The sequence below is a fragment of the Rhodanobacter sp. TND4EL1 genome, assembly GCF_054061035.1.
Genome location: NZ_JBSSDT010000007.1, coordinates 1 through 22,557, shown reverse-complemented (window position 1 = coordinate 22,557; position 22,557 = coordinate 1). Strand labels below are relative to the sequence as shown.

At 61.5% G+C, this 22,557-nt stretch carries 13 protein-coding genes, 1 tRNA gene and 2 pseudogenes; 1 reads left to right on the top strand and 15 read right to left on the bottom strand.

Features of this window, described 5'->3' with window-relative positions:
• Nucleotides 1–73: 73 nt before the first annotated feature.
• From ACVWWQ_RS17160 to dtd, 3 genes are all read right to left on the bottom strand, one after another.
• A tRNA-Ile gene (locus ACVWWQ_RS17160) sits at nt 74–150 on the bottom strand.
• A gap of 124 nt (nt 151–274) precedes the next feature.
• Entirely contained in the window at nt 275–2,149 is a 1,875-nt protein-coding gene (gene rpoD / locus ACVWWQ_RS17155) for an RNA polymerase sigma factor RpoD (protein WP_099654542.1), read from the bottom strand.
• Between the two features lie 169 nt (nt 2,150–2,318).
• Nucleotides 2,319–2,759, bottom strand: a complete 441-nt coding sequence (gene dtd, locus ACVWWQ_RS17150) for a D-aminoacyl-tRNA deacylase (RefSeq protein WP_133952012.1) — start codon at nt 2,757–2,759, stop codon at nt 2,319–2,321.
• An 86-nt stretch (nt 2,760–2,845) separates the two neighbouring features.
• Here dtd and ACVWWQ_RS17145 point away from each other — a divergent pair, with 86 nt between their 5' ends.
• On the top strand, nt 2,846–3,739 hold the full coding sequence (locus tag ACVWWQ_RS17145) for an LpxL/LpxP family acyltransferase (protein ID WP_133952010.1): 894 nt from the start codon (nt 2,846–2,848) through the stop codon (nt 3,737–3,739).
• A 338-nt stretch (nt 3,740–4,077) separates the two neighbouring features.
• Here the strand turns inward: ACVWWQ_RS17145 and ACVWWQ_RS17140 are convergent.
• From ACVWWQ_RS17140 to tssE, 12 genes and pseudogenes are all read right to left on the bottom strand, one after another.
• A pseudogene (locus ACVWWQ_RS17140) lies at nt 4,078–4,307 on the bottom strand (IS3 family transposase); the annotation flags it as partial.
• A 127-nt stretch (nt 4,308–4,434) separates the two neighbouring features.
• Nucleotides 4,435–5,523 (bottom strand): hypothetical protein, encoded by a 1,089-nt coding sequence (locus ACVWWQ_RS17135; protein WP_133952008.1) that lies wholly within the window; start codon nt 5,521–5,523, stop codon nt 4,435–4,437.
• A pseudogene (locus tag ACVWWQ_RS17130) lies at nt 5,520–7,766 on the bottom strand (contractile injection system protein, VgrG/Pvc8 family); the annotation flags it as partial. The pseudogene ACVWWQ_RS17130 and the gene ACVWWQ_RS17135, both read right to left, overlap by 4 nt.
• Nucleotides 7,767–7,979: 213 nt before the next feature.
• Nucleotides 7,980–8,798, bottom strand: a complete 819-nt coding sequence (locus tag ACVWWQ_RS17125; RefSeq protein ID WP_133952006.1) for a DUF6708 domain-containing protein — start codon at nt 8,796–8,798, stop codon at nt 7,980–7,982.
• 178 nt (nt 8,799–8,976) lie between these two features.
• Nucleotides 8,977–11,838, bottom strand: coding sequence for a T6SS effector BTH_I2691 family protein (locus tag ACVWWQ_RS17120; protein WP_133952005.1), 2,862 nt, complete (start codon nt 11,836–11,838; stop codon nt 8,977–8,979).
• A gap of 2 nt (nt 11,839–11,840) precedes the next feature.
• Nucleotides 11,841–12,719 (bottom strand): DUF4123 domain-containing protein, encoded by an 879-nt coding sequence (locus tag ACVWWQ_RS17115; RefSeq protein ID WP_166669786.1) that lies wholly within the window; start codon nt 12,717–12,719, stop codon nt 11,841–11,843.
• Nucleotides 12,691–15,510 carry a type VI secretion system Vgr family protein gene (locus tag ACVWWQ_RS17110; protein WP_133952001.1) on the bottom strand — a complete coding sequence of 940 codons (2,820 nt, stop codon included), beginning with the start codon at nt 15,508–15,510 and terminating at the stop codon, nt 12,691–12,693. The genes ACVWWQ_RS17115 and ACVWWQ_RS17110 overlap by 29 nt, the downstream gene beginning before the upstream one ends.
• Nucleotides 15,511–15,563: 53 nt before the next feature.
• Nucleotides 15,564–18,305: a type VI secretion system ATPase TssH gene (gene tssH, locus ACVWWQ_RS17105; protein ID WP_133951999.1), complete on the bottom strand. Its 2,742-nt coding sequence runs from the start codon at nt 18,303–18,305 to the stop codon at nt 15,564–15,566.
• Nucleotides 18,306–18,317: 12 nt separating this feature from the next.
• Nucleotides 18,318–19,403, bottom strand: coding sequence for a type VI secretion system baseplate subunit TssG (gene tssG, locus ACVWWQ_RS17100; RefSeq protein WP_133951997.1), 1,086 nt, complete (start codon nt 19,401–19,403; stop codon nt 18,318–18,320).
• On the bottom strand, nt 19,367–21,202 hold the full coding sequence (gene tssF, locus ACVWWQ_RS17095; protein WP_133951995.1) for a type VI secretion system baseplate subunit TssF: 1,836 nt from the start codon (nt 21,200–21,202) through the stop codon (nt 19,367–19,369). The genes tssG and tssF overlap by 37 nt, the downstream gene beginning before the upstream one ends.
• A 197-nt stretch (nt 21,203–21,399) precedes the next feature.
• Nucleotides 21,400–21,768: a tlde1 domain-containing protein gene (locus ACVWWQ_RS17090; RefSeq protein WP_133951993.1), complete on the bottom strand. Its 369-nt coding sequence runs from the start codon at nt 21,766–21,768 to the stop codon at nt 21,400–21,402.
• A 39-nt stretch (nt 21,769–21,807) separates the two neighbouring features.
• Nucleotides 21,808–22,290, bottom strand: a complete 483-nt coding sequence (gene tssE, locus ACVWWQ_RS17085) for a type VI secretion system baseplate subunit TssE (protein ID WP_133951991.1) — start codon at nt 22,288–22,290, stop codon at nt 21,808–21,810.
• Nucleotides 22,291–22,557 lie beyond the last annotated feature (267 nt).

The window sequence follows — 22,557 nt, the reverse complement described above, 5'->3', positions numbered from 1 at the left end:
CGGATTCATCGGGTTGGCCGGCGGGCTTTGAACGCCGCGCCTATGCCATCGAGCAAATCAGCCACCCCGCAAATGGTGGGCCCACCAGGACTTGAACCTGGAACCAGCGGATTATGAGTCCGATGCTCTAACCAATTGAGCTATAGGCCCGTGCGGGAGCGGCAGTTTACCGTAGCGGCGGCGCTGACACATCGCGTCGCGTCGAAAGGATGATCTCTGCAACGAAGAAGCCCCGCATTGGCGGGGCTTCTTCGGTCTTCCGATGTGCTGTCGCTTACTCGACGTCGAGGAACGAGCGCAGCTGTTCGGAGCGGCTGGGGTGACGCAGCTTGCGCAGTGCCTTGGCTTCGATCTGGCGGATCCGCTCGCGGGTCACGTCGAACTGCTTGCCGACTTCTTCCAGCGTGTGATCGGTGTTCATGTCGATGCCGAAGCGCATGCGCAGCACCTTCGCTTCGCGCGGCGTGAGGCCGGCGAGCACGTCGCGCACGGTTTCCATCAGGCCGGTTTCCGTCGCCGAGTCGATCGGCGAGCTGGCGTTGCCGTCCTCGATGAAGTCGCCCAGGTGGGAATCCTCGTCATCGCCGATCGGGGTTTCCATCGAGATCGGTTCCTTCGCGATCTTCAGCACCTTGCGGATCTTGTCCTCGGGCATCTCCATTTCCTTGGCCAGTTCTTCCGGCGTGGCCTCGCGGCCGAACTGCTGGAGCATCTGGCGGGAAATGCGGTTGAGCTTGTTGATCGTCTCGATCATGTGCACCGGGATGCGGATGGTGCGCGCCTGGTCGGCGATCGAGCGGGTGATCGCCTGGCGGATCCACCAGGTGGCATAGGTCGAGAACTTGTAGCCGCGGCGGTATTCGAACTTGTCGACCGCCTTCATCAGGCCGATGTTGCCTTCCTGGATCAGGTCCAGGAACTGCAGGCCGCGGTTGGTGTACTTCTTGGCGATCGAGATCACCAGGCGCAGGTTCGCCTCGACCATTTCCTTCTTGGCGCGACGGGCTTTCGCCTCGCCACTGGCCATGGCGCGGTTGATGTCCTTGATGTCGATCAGCGGCAGGAACAGTTTGCGCTCGATCGCGGCAAGTTTTTCCTGCTCGGCGTCGATCGCCTCGCGGTGGTTCTTGATGTTCGGCGACCACTTCTGGCGCTTGCGGCCCAGCTCGGCCGCCCACTCGAGGTTGCCCTCATTGCTGGGGAAGGTCTTGATGAATTCAGCCTTCGGCATCTTCACCTGCTTGACGAAGATCTCCAGCAGCACGCGCTCGTGATGGCGGATGTCGCCGACCACTTCGCGCAGCTTGCGCACGAAGCCGTCGATCAGCGCGCTGGGCAGCTTGAGCTTGAGGAACTCCTCGGCCATCTGGTCGCGCAGCTTGACGATTTTCTTGTCGAGGATGCTGTCGGCTTTCGGTGCGGCCTTCTGGAACTTGCCGTAGTAGTCGCGCAGCAGTTCCATGCGACGCTTGACCTCTTCCGGATCGGGACCGGTCGGGCCGGCCTCTTCCTCTTCCTCGGAGTCGTCGTCTTCGTCACCTTCCTCGCTTTCCTCGACCTCGGGGGCGAGCAGGGCGGCGGCTTCCTTCTCCTTGCGGGCAAGGTCGGCGGCTTCTTCCAGATCGAGGAAGCCGGCCAGGATTTCGCTGAGGCGGCGCTTGCCGTCCAGGTGCTGGTCGTATTCCTCAAGCAGCAATTCGATCGTCAGCGGGAAGCTGGCCAGCGCGGTCTGTACCTGGCCGAGGCCTTCCTCGATGCGCTTGGCGATGGCGATTTCGCCTTCGCGGGTCAGCAGCTCGACCGTGCCCATCTCGCGCATGTACATGCGGACCGGGTCGGTGGTGCGGCCGACCTCGGCATCCACGGCGGAAAGCAGGGCAACGGCTTCCTCGGCTGCCGATTCATCGTCGCCGGAGCCGGAGCCGGGCGCGGCGCCATCGGCGATGGTGTCGGTGTCCGGGGCGGCGTCGTGCACTTCAATGCCGACGCCCTTGAGCACCGCCATGATGTCTTCGATCTGCTCCGGGTCGACGATGTCGTCGGGCAGGTGGTCGTTGATCTCGGCGTAGGTCAGGTAACCCTGCTCCAGACCCTTGGCGATCAGCGCCTTGATTTCAGACTGTTGCTCGTGGGGAGCTTTGCTATTCATTCACCGACCGCCGCAAGGTTCAAGAACCGGACATTATAGCGATGTGCTGCTTTTTTGACCAGTTTTCAAGTGGGAAAGGTCCGCGATCAGGCACGCAAAAATCGCGCCAAATCACGGGATTGCCGTACATCTGCTGGTATCACGCCGAGCGCCCTGCGATGCGAGGGGTTCAGCCCGTATCGAGCCAGAAGGTTACCGGACCGTCGTTCACCAGTTGAACCAACATATGGGCACCAAAGCGCCCGGTTTCCACCCCCGGATGCGCAGCCCGCGCCGACGCCAGCAGGTGCTCGAACCAGCGCCGCCCATGCTCGGGCGGCGCGGCGCGGGTGAAGCTGGCGCGCATGCCGGAGCGGGTGTCGGCGGCGAGCGTGAACTGACTGACCAGCAGCAGGCCGCCGCCGGTATCGGAAAGCGAGCGGTTCATCTTGCCAAGATCGTCAGCGAACACGCGGTAGCCAAGCAGTCGCTCCAGCATCCGCCGGGACTGGGCTTCGCCATCGTCCGGCTGCACCGCGACCAGGGCGAGCAGGCCGGGACCGATCGCGCCGATGATTTCACCATCGACACTGACGCTGGCCGAAAGGACACGCTGGATCAGGGCAATCATGGCTGCGCGAGATGGAAGGTGGCGTCCAGCGTACGACGCCGGCAGCGTCGGTGAAAGATCGGCGAGACGTCCCTTACACTGCGCGCATGCGTATCGACATGTATCTGATCTATCTTGTGCTTCGCCTGTGGGCGCTGCTTCCGCTGCGGGTGCTGCATGGCATCGGTGCGGCGCTGGGCTGGTTGCGGTTGCTGCTGGGTGGTCGCACCGTGCGCAACACGGCGGTCAACCTGCGTATTGCGCGACCGCAACTGGGCGCCGTGGAACAGGCCGATCTGTTGCGTCAGGTCATGGCCGAGAACGGCAAGTCGGCCAGCGAGATCGTCAAGGTCTGGGGCGGCGGCGCGGCGCAGGCGCTCGCCCTGGTCCGCGAGGTTCGCGGCGAGGCACTGCTGGACGCGGCTTTGGCGGCGGGCAAGGGCGTCATCATCGCCGCACCACACCTGGGCTGCTGGGAGTTGCTGAACTATTGGCTCTGCCGCAAGACACCGATGGCCATCCTGTATCGGCCGCCGCGGATTGCCGCGATCGAAGGTCTGTTGCGCAAGGTGCGCGGCGCGCTGGCGCCGGAACAGGTGCGCGCCGATGGTGCCGGCGTGCGCACCCTGTACAAGCGACTCGCCGCGGGCGGAACCGTCGGCATCCTGCCCGACCAGAAGCCACGCGCCGGCGAAGGTGAATTCGTGCCGTTCTTCGGTCGTGATGCGCTGACCATGGTGCTGCTGCCGCGGCTGGCGGCGCGCACCGGGGCGACCGTGCTCTATGCCTTTGCGGAACGATTGCCGCGCGGCGCGGGTTACCGCATCCACCTGCTCCCGGCACCGGCCGGCATCACCGACGCCGACCCGGCGATCGCCTGCCGCGCTCTCAATCAGGGCGTGCAGGAATGCGTGGAATTGGCCTTCGCGCAGTATCAGTGGCCGTATCGCCGGTATTCCGCGGTGGGGTTGATCAGCCCTTACGATCAGACGGCCGAATAAAGACGCACGTCGGCGCGGGATCAGGTAATAGCCGAAACCTGCCGGGCGATCGCGGCGGCGTGATGGATCTTCCAACTACCTTGGCGAGGCGGACCAGTGGTTGCCGCTAGACCAGCAACTGGTCGTGCCCATGTCGGAATTGCTTTCGAGGCGCTGAAGCGTCGGACGTTGTGAGCTTGCCGCGCTCGGCCGGGGAACGTGATGTCAGGTTCGCGATGTCGCCTCGCTTCAGCGCCAGCCAGCCGCGGGATGGGGGTTTCGTACCGCTGGCCATTGCCACTTCGTGGGCTCTTTCGGAAACTGACCCTGCCCTCGAATTCCGTACCCCATAACCGAGGTCATGAGCTGGCTTGTTTGGCTTGATCGGTCAGCCAGTGTTGCTCGACCTGCATTGGGCTGACGTAATTCAAGGTGGAGTGCAATAGGGACTGGTTGTACCAGCGTAGCCAGGTAACGGCTTCATCCTTGGCGTGGCGGCGAGTGATGCAGCGCTGGCCGTGCGACCGCTCCACTTTCAGCGAGCCAAACAGCGTTTCGCTGCAGGCGTTGTCCAGCAGCGGCCCCGCTTCTTACCTAAATTCGAGCGTGTGGCACCAGTGTTGTCTTCGTCATGTCGTACCCCTAGCGTGGATTGAATCACACGGCAAGAGATACGTTTCTCGGGGGGCAAGGTCAAGTCGATCCAGCGGCGTGACTTACGTGCCACTCAACAAGCCGTGGAAAAACAGGCCAAGGTAGTGATATGCCCACGCACCCCACACTACGGTCGATACGACGATGATCGTCGTGTAGAGCAGTTTTTCCGTCAGCGCCAGCGGCGGCTCGACATGGATACGTGGGGCGAGCTCCGGTGGCAAGGTTCCACCGCTGGCGGCCTGTTCGTCCTCCCTGGAAAACTTCGGTACCCAACCGAGGCGAGAACCGACCAGCACGAAGAAGCCCAGCGGCCAGAACACGAACGTCAGCACCGGCAGCAGCATGATGGTCAATGTTTTGAGCCATAACGGCTTCTCGGCCCATGGACGTTGCTTGCCGAACATCCAGCCGAAGCTGTTGCGGAATTCGCGCAGCAAGCTGCGGCGCATGCCACTGACCAGCAACGTATCGGGGATGCCCTCCCACTGACCGAGCATGTAGCGATGCAGGTATTCGTAGTAGCGAGCACAGTCGTCGGCGCGTTCCGCCATCACTTTGGCGGCAATATTCTTCACTACTTTGTTAGACGCATCGGTCTGTATCAATTGCAAGCGCCAGATCGGACGGCCTTGCGGAGTATAGGTGCGCTCGATGAACGGGCGAAGATCGGACCACGCGGCCTCGACTCGATTACGACCCTGCATTTGAACCACCTGCCCAGTGCAACGCGAAAACAATGTTGGCCATCCAATTGGCTGGCGAAGGACCATATAGGTGATAGCAATCCCAAATAGCGTAAAAAATCCGCCTCCAACCAAAGAGATTAAATCCCAATTATCGTCATTAGATGGCGACCCGGGAAGGCTCGAAATCCAAGAAAAAATTGACACGAAAAAACACAACACCGCAATAATAAGAAACCATCCACGCACCGAATTACTAGCAGGCCGAATTGTCATGATTGCGTCGTTTATCTTTAATATCCACTCATCGCAATAAGGGACCAGCCTCTCATTTCCACCCAATGGCAATTCAAAAAATTGCCCGCGCTTGGGCAGGCTAACGCGCCGGCCCTTCTCATAACAATCAATAATCTCCTGGCCGGCCTCGTTATTCAGGCGCTTATCGGTGAGGTTAAGCAGGGTCATTCCTTTTTTCCTCCATCTTGCGCCGTCGACGTAAACAGCTTGCCGCCAGCGTCGGGCAACTCGATATCCGGGTTATGGGCTTTGTCCGGCCAGTAGCTAAGCTTGACCGCCACCTGCTTGATTTCGTCCGAGGCGAACCAGTCCAGATGCCAAGTGGCGCCATCGACGCGTGGGCTATAGACCGCACCGGTCGGCGATTCATGAACCTTAAGCTGCGGGGTGATCATATCGGCGTAAGACGGCAGACTACCGCCCAAGACACGGTTTTCGGCGCCTTTGAGGATTTGTCCACCGCTGGTAACAAAGGCGATACCGTAGTTAAGCCAGCTGCCAGATCCCAGTGCCGGCGTGCTGATATCCACGTTGACGTTGCCGCCCAACAGGCCCTTGCGCCATTTGAAATCGATTTTAAGCGGCAACTGGAATAGTTCGCCGAAACCGACAGCCTCTTCCTTCGGCGACTTATAGCTAACTTCCGCATTATCTTGATCCTTCCCGAACCAGGCTTTGCGCAGCCAGTTCTGGTAGGCGTTACTTCGCGCTTGCTCACCTTCAAATACAAAAACAAGAGCCACCACGGTGGCGCCTATAGCCAATATCGCCCAACCACCCGGGCCCAGACCAAACAAAATACCGCCCGCAACGTCGAACAAAGCTATACCGGCGCCGATACTGCTAAATACGCCACCTGCAGCAAGTACATAGCCACCTGCACGTAAATAATTTCCTGTGTCGGCCTCACCTTCGCGCTTGGCTTTAGCACCGTCTGAAATCGTGGTTATTCCACCTATAATTCCCGCAACACCTCCGATGACGCCACCCAACGCAGCCAATCGAGCAGCCGACATACCACCAGCAATATTGAGCGACTCCGCCGGCATACCCTTAATCGCTGGAATAAGCGAAAACGTACCTTCCACGACCGCCCCGCCCAGCGCCATATAGGCCGACCCCAGCTTGGCGACCGCGCTCATATGGTCCGTACCGCTTTTGGCCTTCGCCAAAGCTTCGTTGGCCTCGCCAATGGCGACGATCTGGAAGTAGCCCGCAAAGGCGCAAAACAAGCCATTGGCACCGCCCGCCTTGAGGAACTTCAGCACGCCGTTGCTTTCCTCCAGCGCCTGGGTAGCGCGCGGCAATGCGGACACGGCCGGATCGGCGGCCGCGCCAGTGCCGGCAACCCAGTGGCGTTGGTGCATCAGGTCGACGATCTGTTGCTGGCTGGTGCCCGGCTCCGCTTCGACGATGAGCGTCCAGGCGATGGTCACGCGGCGGACCGGAGTGTGTCCCGCCTCGCCCAGTTCATCGGTGATGTCACCCACGTTCATGGTGAAGCGTTTGCCGTCCTCGATCGCCTCGCTGGCGAGCCGGCTGGACAGGCTGCTGTTACCCCATACCTCGGTCTTCTGCCGGCGCAACTCCTGCGCCAGCGTGGTATCGAGCACGGTGGGCGGAAACTTCACCCGCAGCCAAAGGTAACCGGCGAACAGGGCAATACGGATCTGGCGAAGACCGGCCAGCTTGACGTCGGTGACGAAGCTTTGCAGATTCTGCATGACCGTTTGCACGGCGTTGTGCACGGCCTGCTCGCCGCTCAGCGTCCAGCGAAAGTACTGATCGGCCATTGTCATGTCGCTGGCGGCGGCTTGCGCGGCAGTCAGCTTTGCGCCTTCCTTGAGTCCCAGTTCCTTGGCGACCTTCTCGTAAGTCTTCTCCCATTCGTCGACAGCGGCATAGAGGCTCTTGCCCATGTCGTTGAGGCCGTCGGTCTTGTCCTTGGCGATGAAGGCGAGCAGGGTCTTCTGGTTGCCGGTGAGCGTGCGCAACCACAAGTTGTCGGCGTCGGCATTCTGCAGCGCCTGCAATGTGTATTCCTGATATTGCGTGGTGAGGCTGCGCTTGAGATAGACCGAGCGATCGGCCAGTTCCCAACGCCAGGCCGGGGTCACCGCCCCTTCGGTGTAGTGGCCGAACACCTGCTCGACGATCTCGATGACGGAAAGATCATGGAACGCGTAGCTGTCCTGCCGAAGCTGGAGCAGCGACAGCCACGGTTCGATGACCAGCCGGTAGCGCGCCATGCCGCCGTTGCTGCCGATGCGCTCGAATGCCGTGACGTGGCCGTGGAACGGCCGCAGGTCGCTGCGCGAATCGGCGGTGAGCAGTTCCAGCAGGACGGGCGCGCCGAGCAGCGCATCCAGCGGCAGCATGGCGTTGGGCGAGAGCGCGCTCAACTCGAAGCGGGGGCATCGCTTTTGGATCAGATCACTCGAACCTCTAGAAAAAGGGGAGTAAGTTCATTAACTCGACGCAGTAAATGAACCCGACCCCATTGTTTAATCAATTCACACCAGTCTCGCCCACAAAAAAGTGAGCAAGGCCGACGCTTGTCGATGCCGCAGATCGATAGTGCGTTACCGAATTCACGCGTCGGCAAAAGCATCTGCAATAGATGCCTATCGATCTACCGTTGATGCCTTGGGATCGCGAGTCTGTCGCAAGCGTTCCCGACTGCGCTCACCGACGGCGGGAATAGATGCGTGAAACTGAGCCGTATGATCCGGAATCGGCCAAATGTTGGGATCATTGTTGACCACTATAGATTCCGCCTCGATATCAGGCGAAAACACCGGCTGCTTGCAAGTCCTGAAGATCAACCAGCGAGTGGAGGCATAAAGGTAAATGAACGGAGCGCGCCAAAAACGCTTCGATGGTGTGCCTGCGTCACAATTGAGAATGGCGCAAATAAGACAGTTGCTCCAATTCCGGCTAACGGATAAACCGACGTACTTATCGAGTGGGCTGTCAGCAACGGCCTCGGGACCTTCGTCCATGTAGCGACGAATAAACTCCCAGCAATCATAGATCTCCTGACTGACCTCCGCATCATTACCAACAGCAAAGGTTTCCTTGACTATGTCGCCATCAAGGATTTCGCCACGGATGTTGCGCAGGAACTTCATCTGCGCGTCATAGCCTATGTGGAAGAAAACCCTCTCCCAAGGCACGGTCAGTACGCCATTCGGTCCGCTATGCTTGAAGACATGAATATTTTGTGTTTTTCGATTAAAACGAATAGGATAATAGACAAAGCCAAAAAACTCGAATCGCAAGCCCGCAAGATAAAACAAGGCAATGGAAATCAGTGGAACTGGGGTGGTAATGGCGAAGGCTGCGCGTGCTTTTCCACTAGTCGCCAAGGACATCCAGCATAGGAAAATGAAGGCGAGCAGCATCAATACGCTGAAAAGAAATAGGCCGGCCGAATTCGTCATTCCGCGGTTCCCAAAACGCGAATCGATCCAGTCTATATAAGTCGAATTGATGCGAATTAGACCTCCCCGCTGATTGGGGATGACACCAGGTTGCCGTTCACGTGTCAGAGCATCCGATTTCTCACGGGAGGTGAGCGGCCGATCAACAGGGAATTTTGTCCACCATCCCGTGTACATATCAGTGTCCCTCGATCAAGAGTTTAAGGCCGGCGCGCTGTTGCATGGGATTCTCGTAGGCTATGTAATCTTCATTATTGCTGAACCAGCCGAGATCTTGGTGATCTCCGAAGAAAGCGGACTTGTTTAACCATTTCTGAAGACTATCATCCTTCAACCAGTCTATAAGAGCTGCAGCTAAAGCGACTAACAGGCCGATAATCAGACCAATCACACCAAAGGCAAGCGCGCCCGAGGCAAAAAATATCAAAGCAGCAGATGCTGCTGTACCCAAGGTCAACACGATATGAGCCGCCATGAGCGGCATATTGCCCTTCTGGTAGTCCGTGTAAGCCTCGTATCCAAGCAGCCCCGCAGCGATCACCCCGCCTATCACGCCAAACCAGCGACCCGCACCTTCCAGCCATTGCGCGCTTCTTGATGACCATGCAAGGCCTTCGCTTGCTTCACCCGCAAACCGTGGTGCACTCCCACTCATGTTTTTAACGGCTTTGCCACCGGTCTCGAACACACCACCAAGCAGCGAACTCACGCCACCCGCGAGGCTGGTGCCCTGCTTCACGAACTCTCCAGGCGTGGCGTGAACCAGTTTGCCGAAACTGTCGCTCACGGATACAGCGGCAAAAATGGCGCCGACAATACCAGCCTTGATCTCCAGGTTCGCCAGCGTGCCCACACTTCGCTCCATGGCTTCTTCAAACTGCTCAGGTCGAACCATGAGCCCATTGATGGCTGCGCTGCGCTCAACGCGCGCGAGGGTTCCCAAGCGTCTTGCTTCTGCCTTGTCCAATAGCAGGATCGCCCGGTAAGGGTGTTGCACGCCTTCCGTGTCGGCGATGTTGTCCAGTGCTTCACGCACGCCGCTGCGATACATCAACTCGTCGCCTCCGGACAAACTCGCCAAGGCCCGGGCCAAGGTGCGAGTAGCCCGCTTGCGATTCCAGGTGCCGCGCAAGTCGACGATTTCGTAGTCCGGGTTATCAATCCGGGCGATCGCCCCGAGCAAACCCACTTGCATACGCACGTAGGCCGACCCAGCTATGTTGCCAGCGACATGGTCGAAACCCTGATTGATGTGGTTGACTAATGGTCCTGCGATTTCATGAATGAGCCGGGCAATGCCGTCGCCAAGCTTGTTCAACTGACCACTGTTGCCGGCAGCAACCGAGGACAGGAGCAATGCGCTAGCTTTGTCGGCGATGTCATTCCACGATAGAGACGTTTCGGTAGCGCTCTGCTTGATGCCTTTGATGAGCGCGTCATTGTTGAGCGCCAAAGCGCGTGTAGGCCATTGTTTCGGGTCGGCTGGGTCATTACCGAGGCGTTCGCGCAGGAAACCCGCCACCGTGTTTCGACCACTGGCTTGGGTTAGGACAAGGCGCGCAACATGCGTATACGCTTCGCCGCTACCGACATGCGCGCGATCATAGTTGTGCTCGAAGTAGCTGCTGAGTGTTGCGCTGTTCAGCCAAGCTACATAGGGCGTATCCAGACTGCCGACAAGATGCTGGGTAGCATCGGTCAGATTTTTCTGCACTGTAGCGAGATAGTGATCAAGGTCTTTCTCGTGGATACGGGCGGCATAGTCTTCCCACGCCTCATCGCCCGTGACTTGGACCTCGTGTTCGCTTAATTTGCCCGCGGATTCGATCACGCCCTCGAGCGTTTCCCGATCTTGCTTCGACAGGAATGGGTTGGCGAGTGGGCCATGATCAACACTGAGCTGGCTGCGCGTTCTGTAACGCCGCGCACTGCTTTCCCTTTCGACAGCGCCTTTGCGCACAGTGTCCCGTAGTATCGAGATGGATGTAGCAGTTTCGTACTTCCAACGATATTCAGGTGCCGCTGTGATTTCGGCGATGTATTGCAACACCAGCCCATTCAGCTCCATGGCAATTCCGGCCGGATCATCCAATGCAATCATGGCCGGACGATAGGGTTTGGCGGCGTCTTCACCCCAAGCCTGCATCGCGGCGGCCTGCATAGATTGGGCGACGATGGCGTGCGGCGAGAAAGCCCAGGCGGCAGTCTCGTAACGGCCTTCCTCAATGAAGCCGGGCACACCCACGGCGGTGGCAAGCAGATCTTTTGCCAATGCGGGCAACATCTCCAAAGCCAACTTGGCATTGGAGTCTCCGCTTGAAAGCAACGCGTGAGCGCTCTGGGTGGAATAGGGCTTCGGCAGAAGCTTGCGCACGTATTCCTGGGTCTCCTCCAGGAGGGCTTTGGCATCAGCCGCATATTCGGCCACGCGAGAAGCCAGCTCACTGAACTCGGCAACATGAGATTGGCTAGCGTTTTTGCGCAGGACGCTTACATCGAGACATTGCATGTGTGCTTTGCGGACGTCGAGACCAGCGTGCTTGTCGAGTACGTTCTGAGTCCACAAAGCATCGGAAAAGCCTAACCAGATTTTTGTGGCCTTTTCGGCGTTTTCGATGGTGATGCAGCGAGCAATCATGGCGTCACCTTCTCGCTTACACGAGAAGGTCGGCTTGCTCCAGCCACCCGGTGGAGGTTTGGCATATGGATCGAACTGGAACAGATATGACCCAGCAGTCACCACGTAGGCCGACCACTTCGTTGCGTATTCGTCGAATACATATAAGTAGCCTGGGCGTAACAAGCGGGCGGTGTAATATGCCGCGCTTTCATCCAACATCATCTTGGACGCGTTCTGGGCGGCCACTTTCTCTTTCGGGAGCTTTTCAGTTCGCGTCACGTCGAAGGGGGCGGCAAGCTTCGGTGCGTTACCCATGCCTTTGCGCGCCACCGCGTAGCGAAGTGGAAGAATAGGCAAACCATGCTTTTCACAAAACTGACAGGCGGGTTTGGGCGTGCCGATGGTGACAGTGGGGCTCATGTTCAATCCTTGAGAGTATGAATTTCGCGGGCCATACGTTGAAGTTCGTCAGATCTCAACTCAACACAAGCTACTTCGTACGTACAAGTGTCTTCACCAGCACGCCGAAGATGCCCAGCCAACGTGGGATGCCGATGAATCGAAGCGCCAAAGCGCATGCCTTGTTCGGCAAACAAAATGCGATCGGCGCGATGCCGCAGATGATGTGTTTGCCAAGCCTGGGCAAGCAGCGCATCGATTAGCCGCATGTTCGGATCACCAAGCAGCATGTCGGGTGCAGTACGCGCAAGCTTCGCCAAAACGAGATTGATTTCGCCGATGCGCTGCAAAGTTTCATGCTGCGTTGGAGTGAAGCGCAACGTTGACGTTGCTCGCGTGTGACGTTCGACCGATTTCCAGCGTTGGTCCGGGTTGCGCCAGCACCAGCATTCGATCGGTCCAAGCCACGCATCGAGCTGGGTATCGCTCAGGAGCCAGGCAAGGTGCCGGCTGACGCGTGGATCAAAATAGCGCAGCAGACCTTGTGTTCCATCCGGCAGGCGTAGTTGCATCAAACTACATAAATACCGATGAATGCGCTCTTCGGGAATTGGCGCAATCAGTAGTGTGGATATCCATGGGGTATCCTCCTCACTCTCCCATGCATGTTTACGATCAAGCAGAGCTACACGCTGGTCGTTGCTCAACTTGCTTAGGGCTATCAGGCGCGGAAACAGTTCCGGCTGGGCTTCATATCCGCGTGGAATCAATGGTGTAGCAGGCAGATCAGCCCAGCTTTCCATTGCTATCTGCAATGGGTTGATCAACATGTAATCGCAGGCGAGCAGCGTGCGGTGATCCGGTGGCGGCATGTCATCCGGCATGAATGATGCCTTCGCCATCCGCATCAGCCTTTCGTGTCTTGAACTCACAGAGCTTGAGCTCGGCTTTCGCCAAAGCCACCTGCGCCGCACTAGCCGATTGCCCCCCGGCCATTTCCCGCTGCTTCGCCTTGAACTCCGCCTTGCTCGGCGCGCCGATCTCGATATCGCCGCCTTCCAGTTTCAAATAGGCACCAGCCGCAGCCAGCAGCACATGTTGCTTGGCGCTGGCGTTGATGTTGCCGTTGGTGCTTGCCATGGTGACGGCCTTTTCAGCGGCGAGGTCAGCTTTGTCTTGCTGGGCCTGGATGCTGACGCTGCCACTGGCGGCGTGCAGGGCGATGCCGGCTTGCTTGACCGGACGGCTGCCGGCCTCGCTGCCTTGGGCGTACAGGGCGATGCCTTTGGCGGCCACGATGGCAAGTTGGCCTTGGGCGACGAGGTTGAGGTCCTGCCCAGCGCTGAGCGTGGTGTCGGTGCCGCTGACCCAGACGTGCTGTTTGGGGGTGACGGTGACGAGGCCGTCCTGGCCGTGGACGACCAGGTGCGGTTTGCTCCAGGCCGTGGCACTGCCTTGGCCGCCATCGATGCCGGCACCGGCTGACGTACCGTCGCGGGTTCCTGCCAGGTGCTGGCTGGTTTCCGTTTGGGTGGCGACGGCAGGGAGTTTGTCGGGGGACGGCTCGTCGGGGAGACCGGCTTGCTGCTTTTGCGCCACGTCGGTGAGGCTTTGGGCGAGCTGGGTGTTCTGGTTGAGTACGCCGATCGGGCCACTGGCGTCCATCTGGCTGGTGCCGGGTGCACTGCTCAGCAGCAGGCCGGTGCCGCCGCGCAAGGCGCCTTGCGCCAACGTGGACAGCGCGGCGCCGTAACCGAGGTCGCTGCTGCGCTGGTTATCATCCAGCAGTTTGAAGTGGCCAAGCGTCAATGCGCTTTCGTAATCGGTGGTGGCTAGCTGGGCGTGGCTTTGGGTGGGTGTGTCGTCGAAGCGCAGCTGGCGATAGCCGCCACTGCCGCGGGCGCTGCTGGACAGGTCCTGGCTCTTGAAGCCGCTGAGCACGCCGGCGTGGTCGTTGCCGGTGAACCAGGCCGCGGCGTTGCCCGAGGCGCCGGAGGGGCCGCCGGACTGCTGGTTGAACGGGGCATCTCGATTGCCCTGGCCGTTGTAGAGACCCGCGAGCACGACCGGGCGATCGATGTCGCCTTCCAGATAACCCAGCCACACTTCCTGACCGACGCGCGGCAACGCGACGCTGCCCCAGTTGGCGCCGGCCAGTGGCGTGGTGACGCGCGCCCAGGTGCCGGCGCTGGCGTCGGCGGGCGCGTTGGCATCGCGCGGATGATCGAGCCGGTTGGCGGCGTTGCCACCACGCTGCCAGTGCTGTTGCACGATGACGCGGTGGTCGCGATCGGTGTGGATGGGGTTGCCGTTGCCAACGACGACGGCGCTTTGTGCACCGCTGGCACTGGCGACGGGATGGCGGCGCAGCCCGTGGCCGTCGGGCGTGTGCGGACGGTAGGTGCGCGCGATGGGCAGGGCGATGAAGGTGTTCTGGTAGAGCGGGGTGTGATCGTTGGCGACGTCGCCGTTTTTAGCTTCGTTATCGCTCGTATAGGAAGCTGTCGCGAGCACTCGCCCCTCACCCTGCCCTCTCACACCCGCAAGGGGACTCTCTGGGGTCGCCGCAGAGGAGAGGGTTTGCATCGCGTTGCCGAGTGTCTTTTCGACCGCGCCTTGCACCTCAGCATCGAGGTTGTTGCGGGCGTGGTGTTCGACGCGCAGGCAGGCCAGCGCTTCGGCGGTTTGGGTGGGATGATCGACGAGCTGGAAGCTTTGCCCGGGCGCGAGGCGGCGCACGCTGCCGCTGCCGTCGATCAAGCTGGAGCAGACGTGGCGGGCGTCCAGTTGTTGCTGCGCACGACGTTGCCCTGTCGCGAGATTGGGCCACGCGTATGGGCCGGCGGTGTCGTCGTCGGTCGCGTCAACAGCGGGGCCATCGACTTGCGCCTGCGCGGGACGCGTGGACAGCGTGCGGTAGTCCCAACTGGCGCGGGCCAGCTGACCGGTTTGCCAGCGGCGGGCCGGAGCCCAGTGCTGGATGGTGTCGTCTTTTTCGGTGGCGTCGCTGCGGTGATAACGCACGCTGGCGGCGTGGCCGGGCTGGAACGCGTTGTTGCTGTCGGCCAATACCAACGTGTGCGTGCCCAAGCTGGGCGAGGCGGCATCGCCGGCGTGTTCGAACCAGTAGAACACGCCTTCTTCGGCCAACAGGCGCTGGACGAAGGCGGCGTCGGATTCCTGATACTGCGTGGTCAGGCTGCGTTTGAGATAGACCGAGCGATCGGCCAGCTCCCAGCGCCATGCCGGCATCACCACGCCCTGGGTGTAGTGGCCGAACACCTGCTCGACGATCTCGATGACGGAGAGGTCGTGAAAGGCGTAGCTGTCCTGGCGAAGATGCAGCAGCGAAAGCCACGGCTCGATCACCAGCGTGTAGCGCGCCATGCCGCCATTGCTGCCGACGCGCTCGAACGCGGTGACGTGACCATGGAACGGGCGCAGGTCGATGCGCGAGTCGGCGGTGAGCAGTTCCACCAGCACCGGCGCGCCGAGCAACGCATCCAGCGGCAGCATGGCGTTGGGCGACAGCGCACTCAGCTCGAAGCGGAAGCCGCCCTGGTCCACCGCCTCCCAGCCGTCCAGCCGCTCGGCCACCAGCACGTCGCCGCCCAGTGGCGTGTGCAGGCGAAGCAGGCGGTTGGTCTGCCGCACCGAACCCCAGAGAAGTTGCAGAATGTCCGTCGCTGCCATGTCGTTGCGTCCTGCTCGAATGTCCGGAATCGTGGGTAACTTCAGTCGGGGTCTTACTTCAGCGAATACTTGAAGGCGCCGTGCTTGTCGGCGCCGACCTTGATCTTCGCGATCGCACCGCCTTCGGCCATGCGCGCCAGCACGCTGTCGGCCACCTCGGGCAACAGACTGCCGTTCAAGATGTGGTCGACGTTGCGCGCGCCCGAATCCACTTCGGTGCAACGCGCCAGCACGGCATCCACCAGCGCGTCGTCCCAGCTGAATTCGGCCTGGTGGTTGGCGGCCACGCGCTTGCCGATGCGATCCAGCTTCAGATGGATGATCTGGCTCAGCACGTCGTCGCTGATCGGGTAATACGGAATCACCTTCATGCGACCGAGGAAGGCCGGCTTGAACGCCTTGTACAAGACCGGACGCAGCAGCTCGGCCAGCGCATCGGCATCGGGCAGTTCTTCGGCCGGCTTGTTGAGACAGGCCTGCATGATCTGCGAGGAACCGACGTTGCTGGTGAGGATGATCAGCGTGTTGCGGAAGTCGATTTCGCGACCTTCGGCGTCATCCATCACGCCCTTGTCGAAGACCTGGAAGAACATCTCCAGTACGTCCGGGTGGGCCTTCTCGATTTCGTCCAGCAGCACCACCGAATACGGGCTGCGGCGCACCGCTTCGGTGAGCACGCCGCCTTCGCCGTAGCCGACGTAACCGGGCGGCGAGCCCTTCAGCCCGGACACCGTGTGGGCCTCTTGGTATTCGCTCATGTTGATGGTGATGAGTTTGCGCTCGCCGCCGTAGAGGATGTCGGCCAGCGCCAGCGCGGTTTCGGTCTTGCCCACGCCGGAGGGGCCGACAAACAGGAACACGCCCTTGGGCTTGTTCGGGTCTTCCAGATTGGCGCGGGCGGTGCGCACGCGCTGGGCGATGGCTTCGAGTGCGTGGTCCTGGCCGATCACGCGCGCTTCCAGCGCGGGCTTCAGTTGGCGCACGGTGCGGATTTCGTCCTTGACCATCTTGCCCAGCGGAATACCGGTCCACGCGGCAACGATCTCGGCGATGACGATGCCGTCGACCTGAATCGGGATCAGTGGGGATTCGCCTTGCAGCGTGGCAAGCTCGTCGTAAAGCTTTTGCAACGCGGCCTTGCCCGGATGATTTGCGGCAGCGTTGGCGGGGGTCCTTTTCTTCTTCGCGGTGGCGGGTTTGCCCGCTTCGAGGGGCAAGTCGTTGGCCGCCGCTTCCACTGTGGATGCGGTGCCTGCTTCCAGTTCACCACGCAAGGCCTTGATCTGCTCGACCACGGCGCGCTCGGCTTCCCAGCGTTGCTCGTCTGACTTGAGCCTGGCCTCGACTTCTTCCTGTTGTGCGCGCAATGCGCTGAGCCGCTTGGTGTGCGTGCTGCCGGCGGCTTCCTCGCGCTCCAGCGCACCGACTTCGGCCGCCAGCCGGGCCAGTTGCTTGCGTGCGTCGTCGATCGCGGCGGGCGTGGCGGTCTGGCCCAGCGCCACCCGGGCGCAGGCGGTGTCGAGCACGCTGACGCCCTTGTCCGGCAATTGGCGGCCGGCGATATAGCGGTGCGACAGACGACAGGCCTCGGTGACGGCCTCATCGAGAATGCGCACGTTGAAGTGCTTTTCCATCAGCGGCACCATGCCGCGCAGCATCGCGGCAGCCAGTTCCTCGCTGGGCTCCTCGACCTTGATGACCTGGAAACGGCGAGCCAGCGCGGCGTCCTTCTCGAAGTACTTCTTGTATTCGCCCCAGGTGGTGGCGGCAATGGTGCGCAACTCGCCGCGCGCCAGCGCAGGCTTGAGCAGGTTCGCCGCATCGTTCTGGCCGGCCGAGCCGCCGGCGCCGATCATGGTGTGCGCCTCGTCGATGAACAGGATGATCGGCTTCGGGCTTTTCTTGACCTCGTCGATCACGTTCTTCAGGCGGTTCTCGAACTCGCCTTTCACGCTAGCACCGGCCTGCAGCAGGCCCATGTCGAGCGTGTGCAGCTCGACGCCTTCCAGCGGTGGCGGCACATCGCCGCCGGCGATCTTCAGGGCCAGGCCTTCGACCACGGCAGTCTTGCCCACGCCGGCTTCGCCGGTGAGGATCGGGTTGTTCTGGCGGCGACGCATCAGGATGTCGATGGCCTGGCGGATCTCGGTGTCGCGCCCGACTACCGGATCGAGTTTGCCGTCGCGCGCGCGTTGGGTAAGGTTGGTGGTGAACTGATCCAGCGCAGGTGTCTTGCCCAACGCGTTCGGCGCAGGTGCCGCGGCATCGCCTTCGTCGCCCTCGCCGGCCTGCGCATCGGCAAAGCCCACGCTTTCGCCGGCTTCGCTCGAACCCCGGGTGAGCTTGGCGAAGTCGTGCTTGATCTCGTCCAGCTTGAAGCGTGCGAATTGCGCGGAGGCGCGCTGCGCGAGCTGCGCCAGTTCGGCCTGGGTGAGCAGGGCCAGCAGCAAATGACCGCTGCGGATGCGGGTGGTGTGTGCGTCCAGGGACGCGATCAACCAGGCGTGTTCGAACAGGGTGGGCAGGCGCGAAGAGAACACCGGCGTACGCGTATTGCCCTCACGGAAACGCGAAATCTCGGTGGTGAGATCGCGCTCGAGCTGCTCCAGACTCAGGCCACTGTGACGAGCGATCACGGCAAAGTCGCTGCCCGGCTGTTCCAGCAACGCCAGGAACAGGTGCTCCAGATCCACCTCGTAATGCCCGCGTGCCATGCACAGGTTGGCGGCGCGTTCCGCAGCGTGGCGGCAGGTATCGTCCAGTTTGCCGATCAGGGTCTTGAGGTTGATGCTCATCCGTTGAGTGCCTTAGTTCAGAGTGTGTACGAGATAGCTGGCGTCGGCGCGATGGTCGTGCGCGGGTCGGGTATTGACGATGGCATCCCAGCCAAGCCGGCCGCCATTGAGGGGAGCAAGGCCGGTGGAACGCACGTCGTCCTTGTGCAGCACCAGGCGCACTTCGTATTCGAGTGAATCGCCACCGAGCAAAGTGAGCCACTTGGCCAGCGCCGCGGAGGCCTTTCCGCCGGGCAGGAATTCTTCGAAGCGCGTGCGCCGCAACGGGCCGACCCACAGGCGCATGCGCAGGTCGCGCTGCCATACGCGCTCACCGGACAAGGCATTGCGGCCGAGGACGGCATTGCCTTCGCCCAGTCGCGAGCGTTGTTCGGGTGGCACCGCGTACCACGCGCCGACGAATTGCTCCAGCCGGATATCAGCCTCGAAGTACTCGCGCAACATGCGTTGCAGGAACGCCGCCGAAAGAGGGCGCTGACCGATGCCGCCGCTGTAGTAGGCGATCGCCTGGTCGAATACCGCGCCTTCGCCGTTTGCCAGGCGGGAGCGCAGGGCCGGCGATCCCATACCGGCGAGTGACATCACCAGTGGGAGGAAGCGCTCGCGCTGATCCAGTTCGTATTGAAAGGCCAGGCGGTACTTCTTCCACGACGCGTAGAACAGCGCCACCGCGCGATTGTTGAAGATGTCGAGAAAGGCGCGTGCCGCGTGGTCGCGCTGATACGCCTCGCGCTCCCCCAATTGTTCGGTATAGCCAAATGGCAAAACACCCTGGCCGCCCAGCATGCCCATGAAGGCCGGGGTGATATCCACATCGGTCAGCGTGTCCCAAGCCGGTGACTGGCCATCGGCGCCACTGGTCAGTGGCGTGTCATCGGCGGTGTAGGCGCGCAGCTTCTCGATGTCACTGGCGGGAAAGGCCATCGACAAGGTGTTGCGGAAGTGCAGCTTTCGGGTGACTACATCCTGCGGCCGCACGCCGTTGCGCACGAACAAATGTTCCAGGACGCGTACGGCCTGGAAGAACTGGAAGCGGTGCGGCGCATCAAGCAGCCGCTGCGCTACACCAGGGTCGATTCGCCGCTTCGCGCCGGGCATCGGATGAGTTCCTCGCCGCTGCGACTGGACAGCAGGACAAGTTGGGTGAAGCTGTTGGCGTGCACATACAGCCCGAAGAAATGGTCGAGTACGTTCGCAAAAGCCTGAATGCCGGTACCGACGAAATGGTCCTCGTCGATGCCGAGTTTGATTTCCGTGCCGCGCGCGACACTGGCGAAGTGCCGGCCAGGCAGCCATGTGGTCACCGCGCGGTGCTCCAGGCTGACGATGCCGTCGATCTGCCGCGCTGACGTGGCCGAGCGAGGCAGGTCGTACAGGCGCAACATTTCCTTCAGCGCGGTCGCGCCGCCTTCAACCAGCGACATGTGGTTCAGCGACAAGTGCGAAATCAACCGCCATTGCGCGCCGCGGCCGGTATCGAAACGCAGCGACGCGGTGGGTTTGCGCAACAGGGAAATACTGCGCGCCACGGAACCGCCCTCCATGGTGAGGTCGCCGCCAGGCACGCCATAGGCCAGCTGGGACGGCAAGTCGCGATTGCTGCAGGTCAGCTCGAGGCTGAGCACGTCGGTCTTGGGCGTCACCGGGTCGAAGTTCACGTCCACCATCGACAACTCGAGCTCGTAGCCGGGACTTTGCGCGGCGACCGCATCGTTGCGGTGGGCGATCCAGTAGTGCTCGGCACGCTCGGGATTTTCACCATGACGCAAGGAATAGAACGGACGGAACTCCACCACGGTCTCGCCCTGCGCCGTCTGCTGCACGCGCGCCACACTGTCGATCGCGTGGACTTCATAGGCATAGGCGCGGCGCGCGTCGGCGACCACCGGATGGGACGTGGTTGCATGGGTAACCCGGATCGGCTCAGCGTGCTGCCGAAACAGGTTGACGACCGGCGTGCAGCCCAGCAATACGTTGGCGGGCGTCAGTCCTTCCAGCAGGCGTCCCGGCACCGAGTCGGCGGCCACGTCGCGCAAGATGAGGTGCAGCGCGAACTGACTGCCACCGACGGCGCCAGCACGGCGCAAGTCGATATCGAAGAAGCCGAACTTCTCGGGAAAGGCGAACAGTTCGGTCAACAGGCGATACGCAGGGTGCGAGCGAGCCGGATAGTCGATCAGCGCCTCCTCGTCACCCATGCCGACCGGTGTGAACGGATTGCCGTCCAGGCGCGTCCAGCGTCCACTGTCGCCTGCTTCCACATAAGCCCGGTCCACTTTCAGTGCAAGCACGTCGCGCAAAACCGCACAAAAGGACGGCTCGCCATCGATGAATACGCGCACCCGTTCCACGTCCAGGGCGCTCAACGAGGCGTGTTGCGACTGCAATTCGAAGCGCAGCGTTATCTGTGCGCTGGACTGCGCGGGCAGGCGTACCTGCGCGGGAGCCTGTGCCACCGCGTGGAACCGAGCGGCGGCGATACGCAACGGGGTGAGGCGCACCTCGTACGCGGTGCGAAAGCGGCATGGCCCGCCGCGTACCGGACGAGACAACAACTCGGTGCCGCGCGGGACAGCGACCGGTGCCGACAACGGCGCGCCGGACTTGCCCAGGTCGAAGTGGGCGATCGAGCAGGACGGGAACGGCCGCAAATAGTGGGGATAGAGAACCTCCAGTAGCGCCTCGGTGAACTCCGGATAGTCGTCCTCGATCTTCTTCGAAATTCGTGCGCCCATCAGCGCGAAGGACTCGATCAGCCGCTCGACATGCGGATCCTCGCTGATGTCACCCACCAGCAAGAGGCGCCCGGCGATCTTCGGGTAGCGCTCGGCGAAATCCCGCGAGTAACGCCGCAGAAAAGCCAGTTCACGCTCGTAATAGGGCAGCAGTTCTTCCATGGATTCTCATGAGCTTGGAGGACATCTGCGTGTCCCGTCGGCTCAGTTCGACCTCTTTTCTCTGGTGCCGGAAAGATGTGTTGCGACAATGGAACGTTGGCGCGCACCTGATGGCGCGCCAACATGGGCGGCATGAGGCATGCTGCCGCGCGGGCCTCTCACCGGAAGCCTTTGCACGCTACGCCAGCGCTCGGATCTCATGCGACGACGTCCAGTGTCCGGTCGCCACTATGCAAGATCAGCACGCGCACATGCCCGGGCAGCACAATGCATCCGCCGGAAGAAGCACCGGTCCGCGTGGCGTTGTCACCACGAATGAAAAAGCGCGAGCGCCCGAACATCCGGTTCTGGGTGTCCGGCACCAGTTGAAGCGCAAGCCTGCCGTTCTTCAAGTCATCCACGAAATGACCAGGAATGGTGTAGCGGCCCCGGGGGAGCGGGCCTGCCGGCGAGATGCTCTGTGCATGGGGAATATTGCGCCAGGAACCGTCACCGGCGTAGCCGTCACCCAGCTTCAGGCCGTTGTGGAAAATTCTCCCGGTTGATTGGCGATAAGTCCATGTCATGTCATGTCTCCCTGGCTGAGTGCGCGTTACAGGCGTCGGTCACACCGCCGCCCGCCGGTTGCGGCTGACCGCGTACTGCAAGGTCGTAGGCTGCAGCAAAGCGTCGAAATTGATCGGTTCCCTCGAGGGATGCACCACCAGCAGGGCGCTTATGGAAAAGCGCAGCGCGCCGGTTGAACGCTGGTCGCGATCCAGCAACACCCGCACGTTGGTCAGGCGAGGCTCGTGCCGCGAAATGGCCAGCTCCAGCGAATGGCAGATGAAGGTTCGATCGTCCGAGCTGGCGAGGCTTCGCCCGGAAAAATCATGAATGCCGTAGGTGGCGAGTGAGCGCTGACAGTGCGGGAAGCGCTTGAGCACTTCTTCGGCCACGACGAAACGATTGTTCAGCAGCCCTTCGACGTCACGTGCCACCGAATCCTTGAATTCCTCGCCGGACAGACGTTTGATCGCGCCGTAGACCGCGTCGCGAGGTGCGTCGTCGAACAACTTGTCCAGCAGGCTCGGCTCGAAACCTTTCATGTCTCCATTCCTCTGCCGGGCCGTGGCGGGCAACCGAAAGGCTGCCGAAGTTCTCGTGTTCCAAACAGTGTGGTGGGGGCGGCCAACCCCGCCCCCCACCCACCCACAAAAACCCCACACCCGGGGGGGGGGTTGTGTGTTTTTGTGGGTCCCGCCCACCCCCCCCCCCGCCCCCGCCACCCCCCCCCCGCCACCCCGACCCCCCCGCCCCCCCCCCCGCCCCACCCACAACCGCCACGACCCCCACCCGCTCATCAACCACCACCT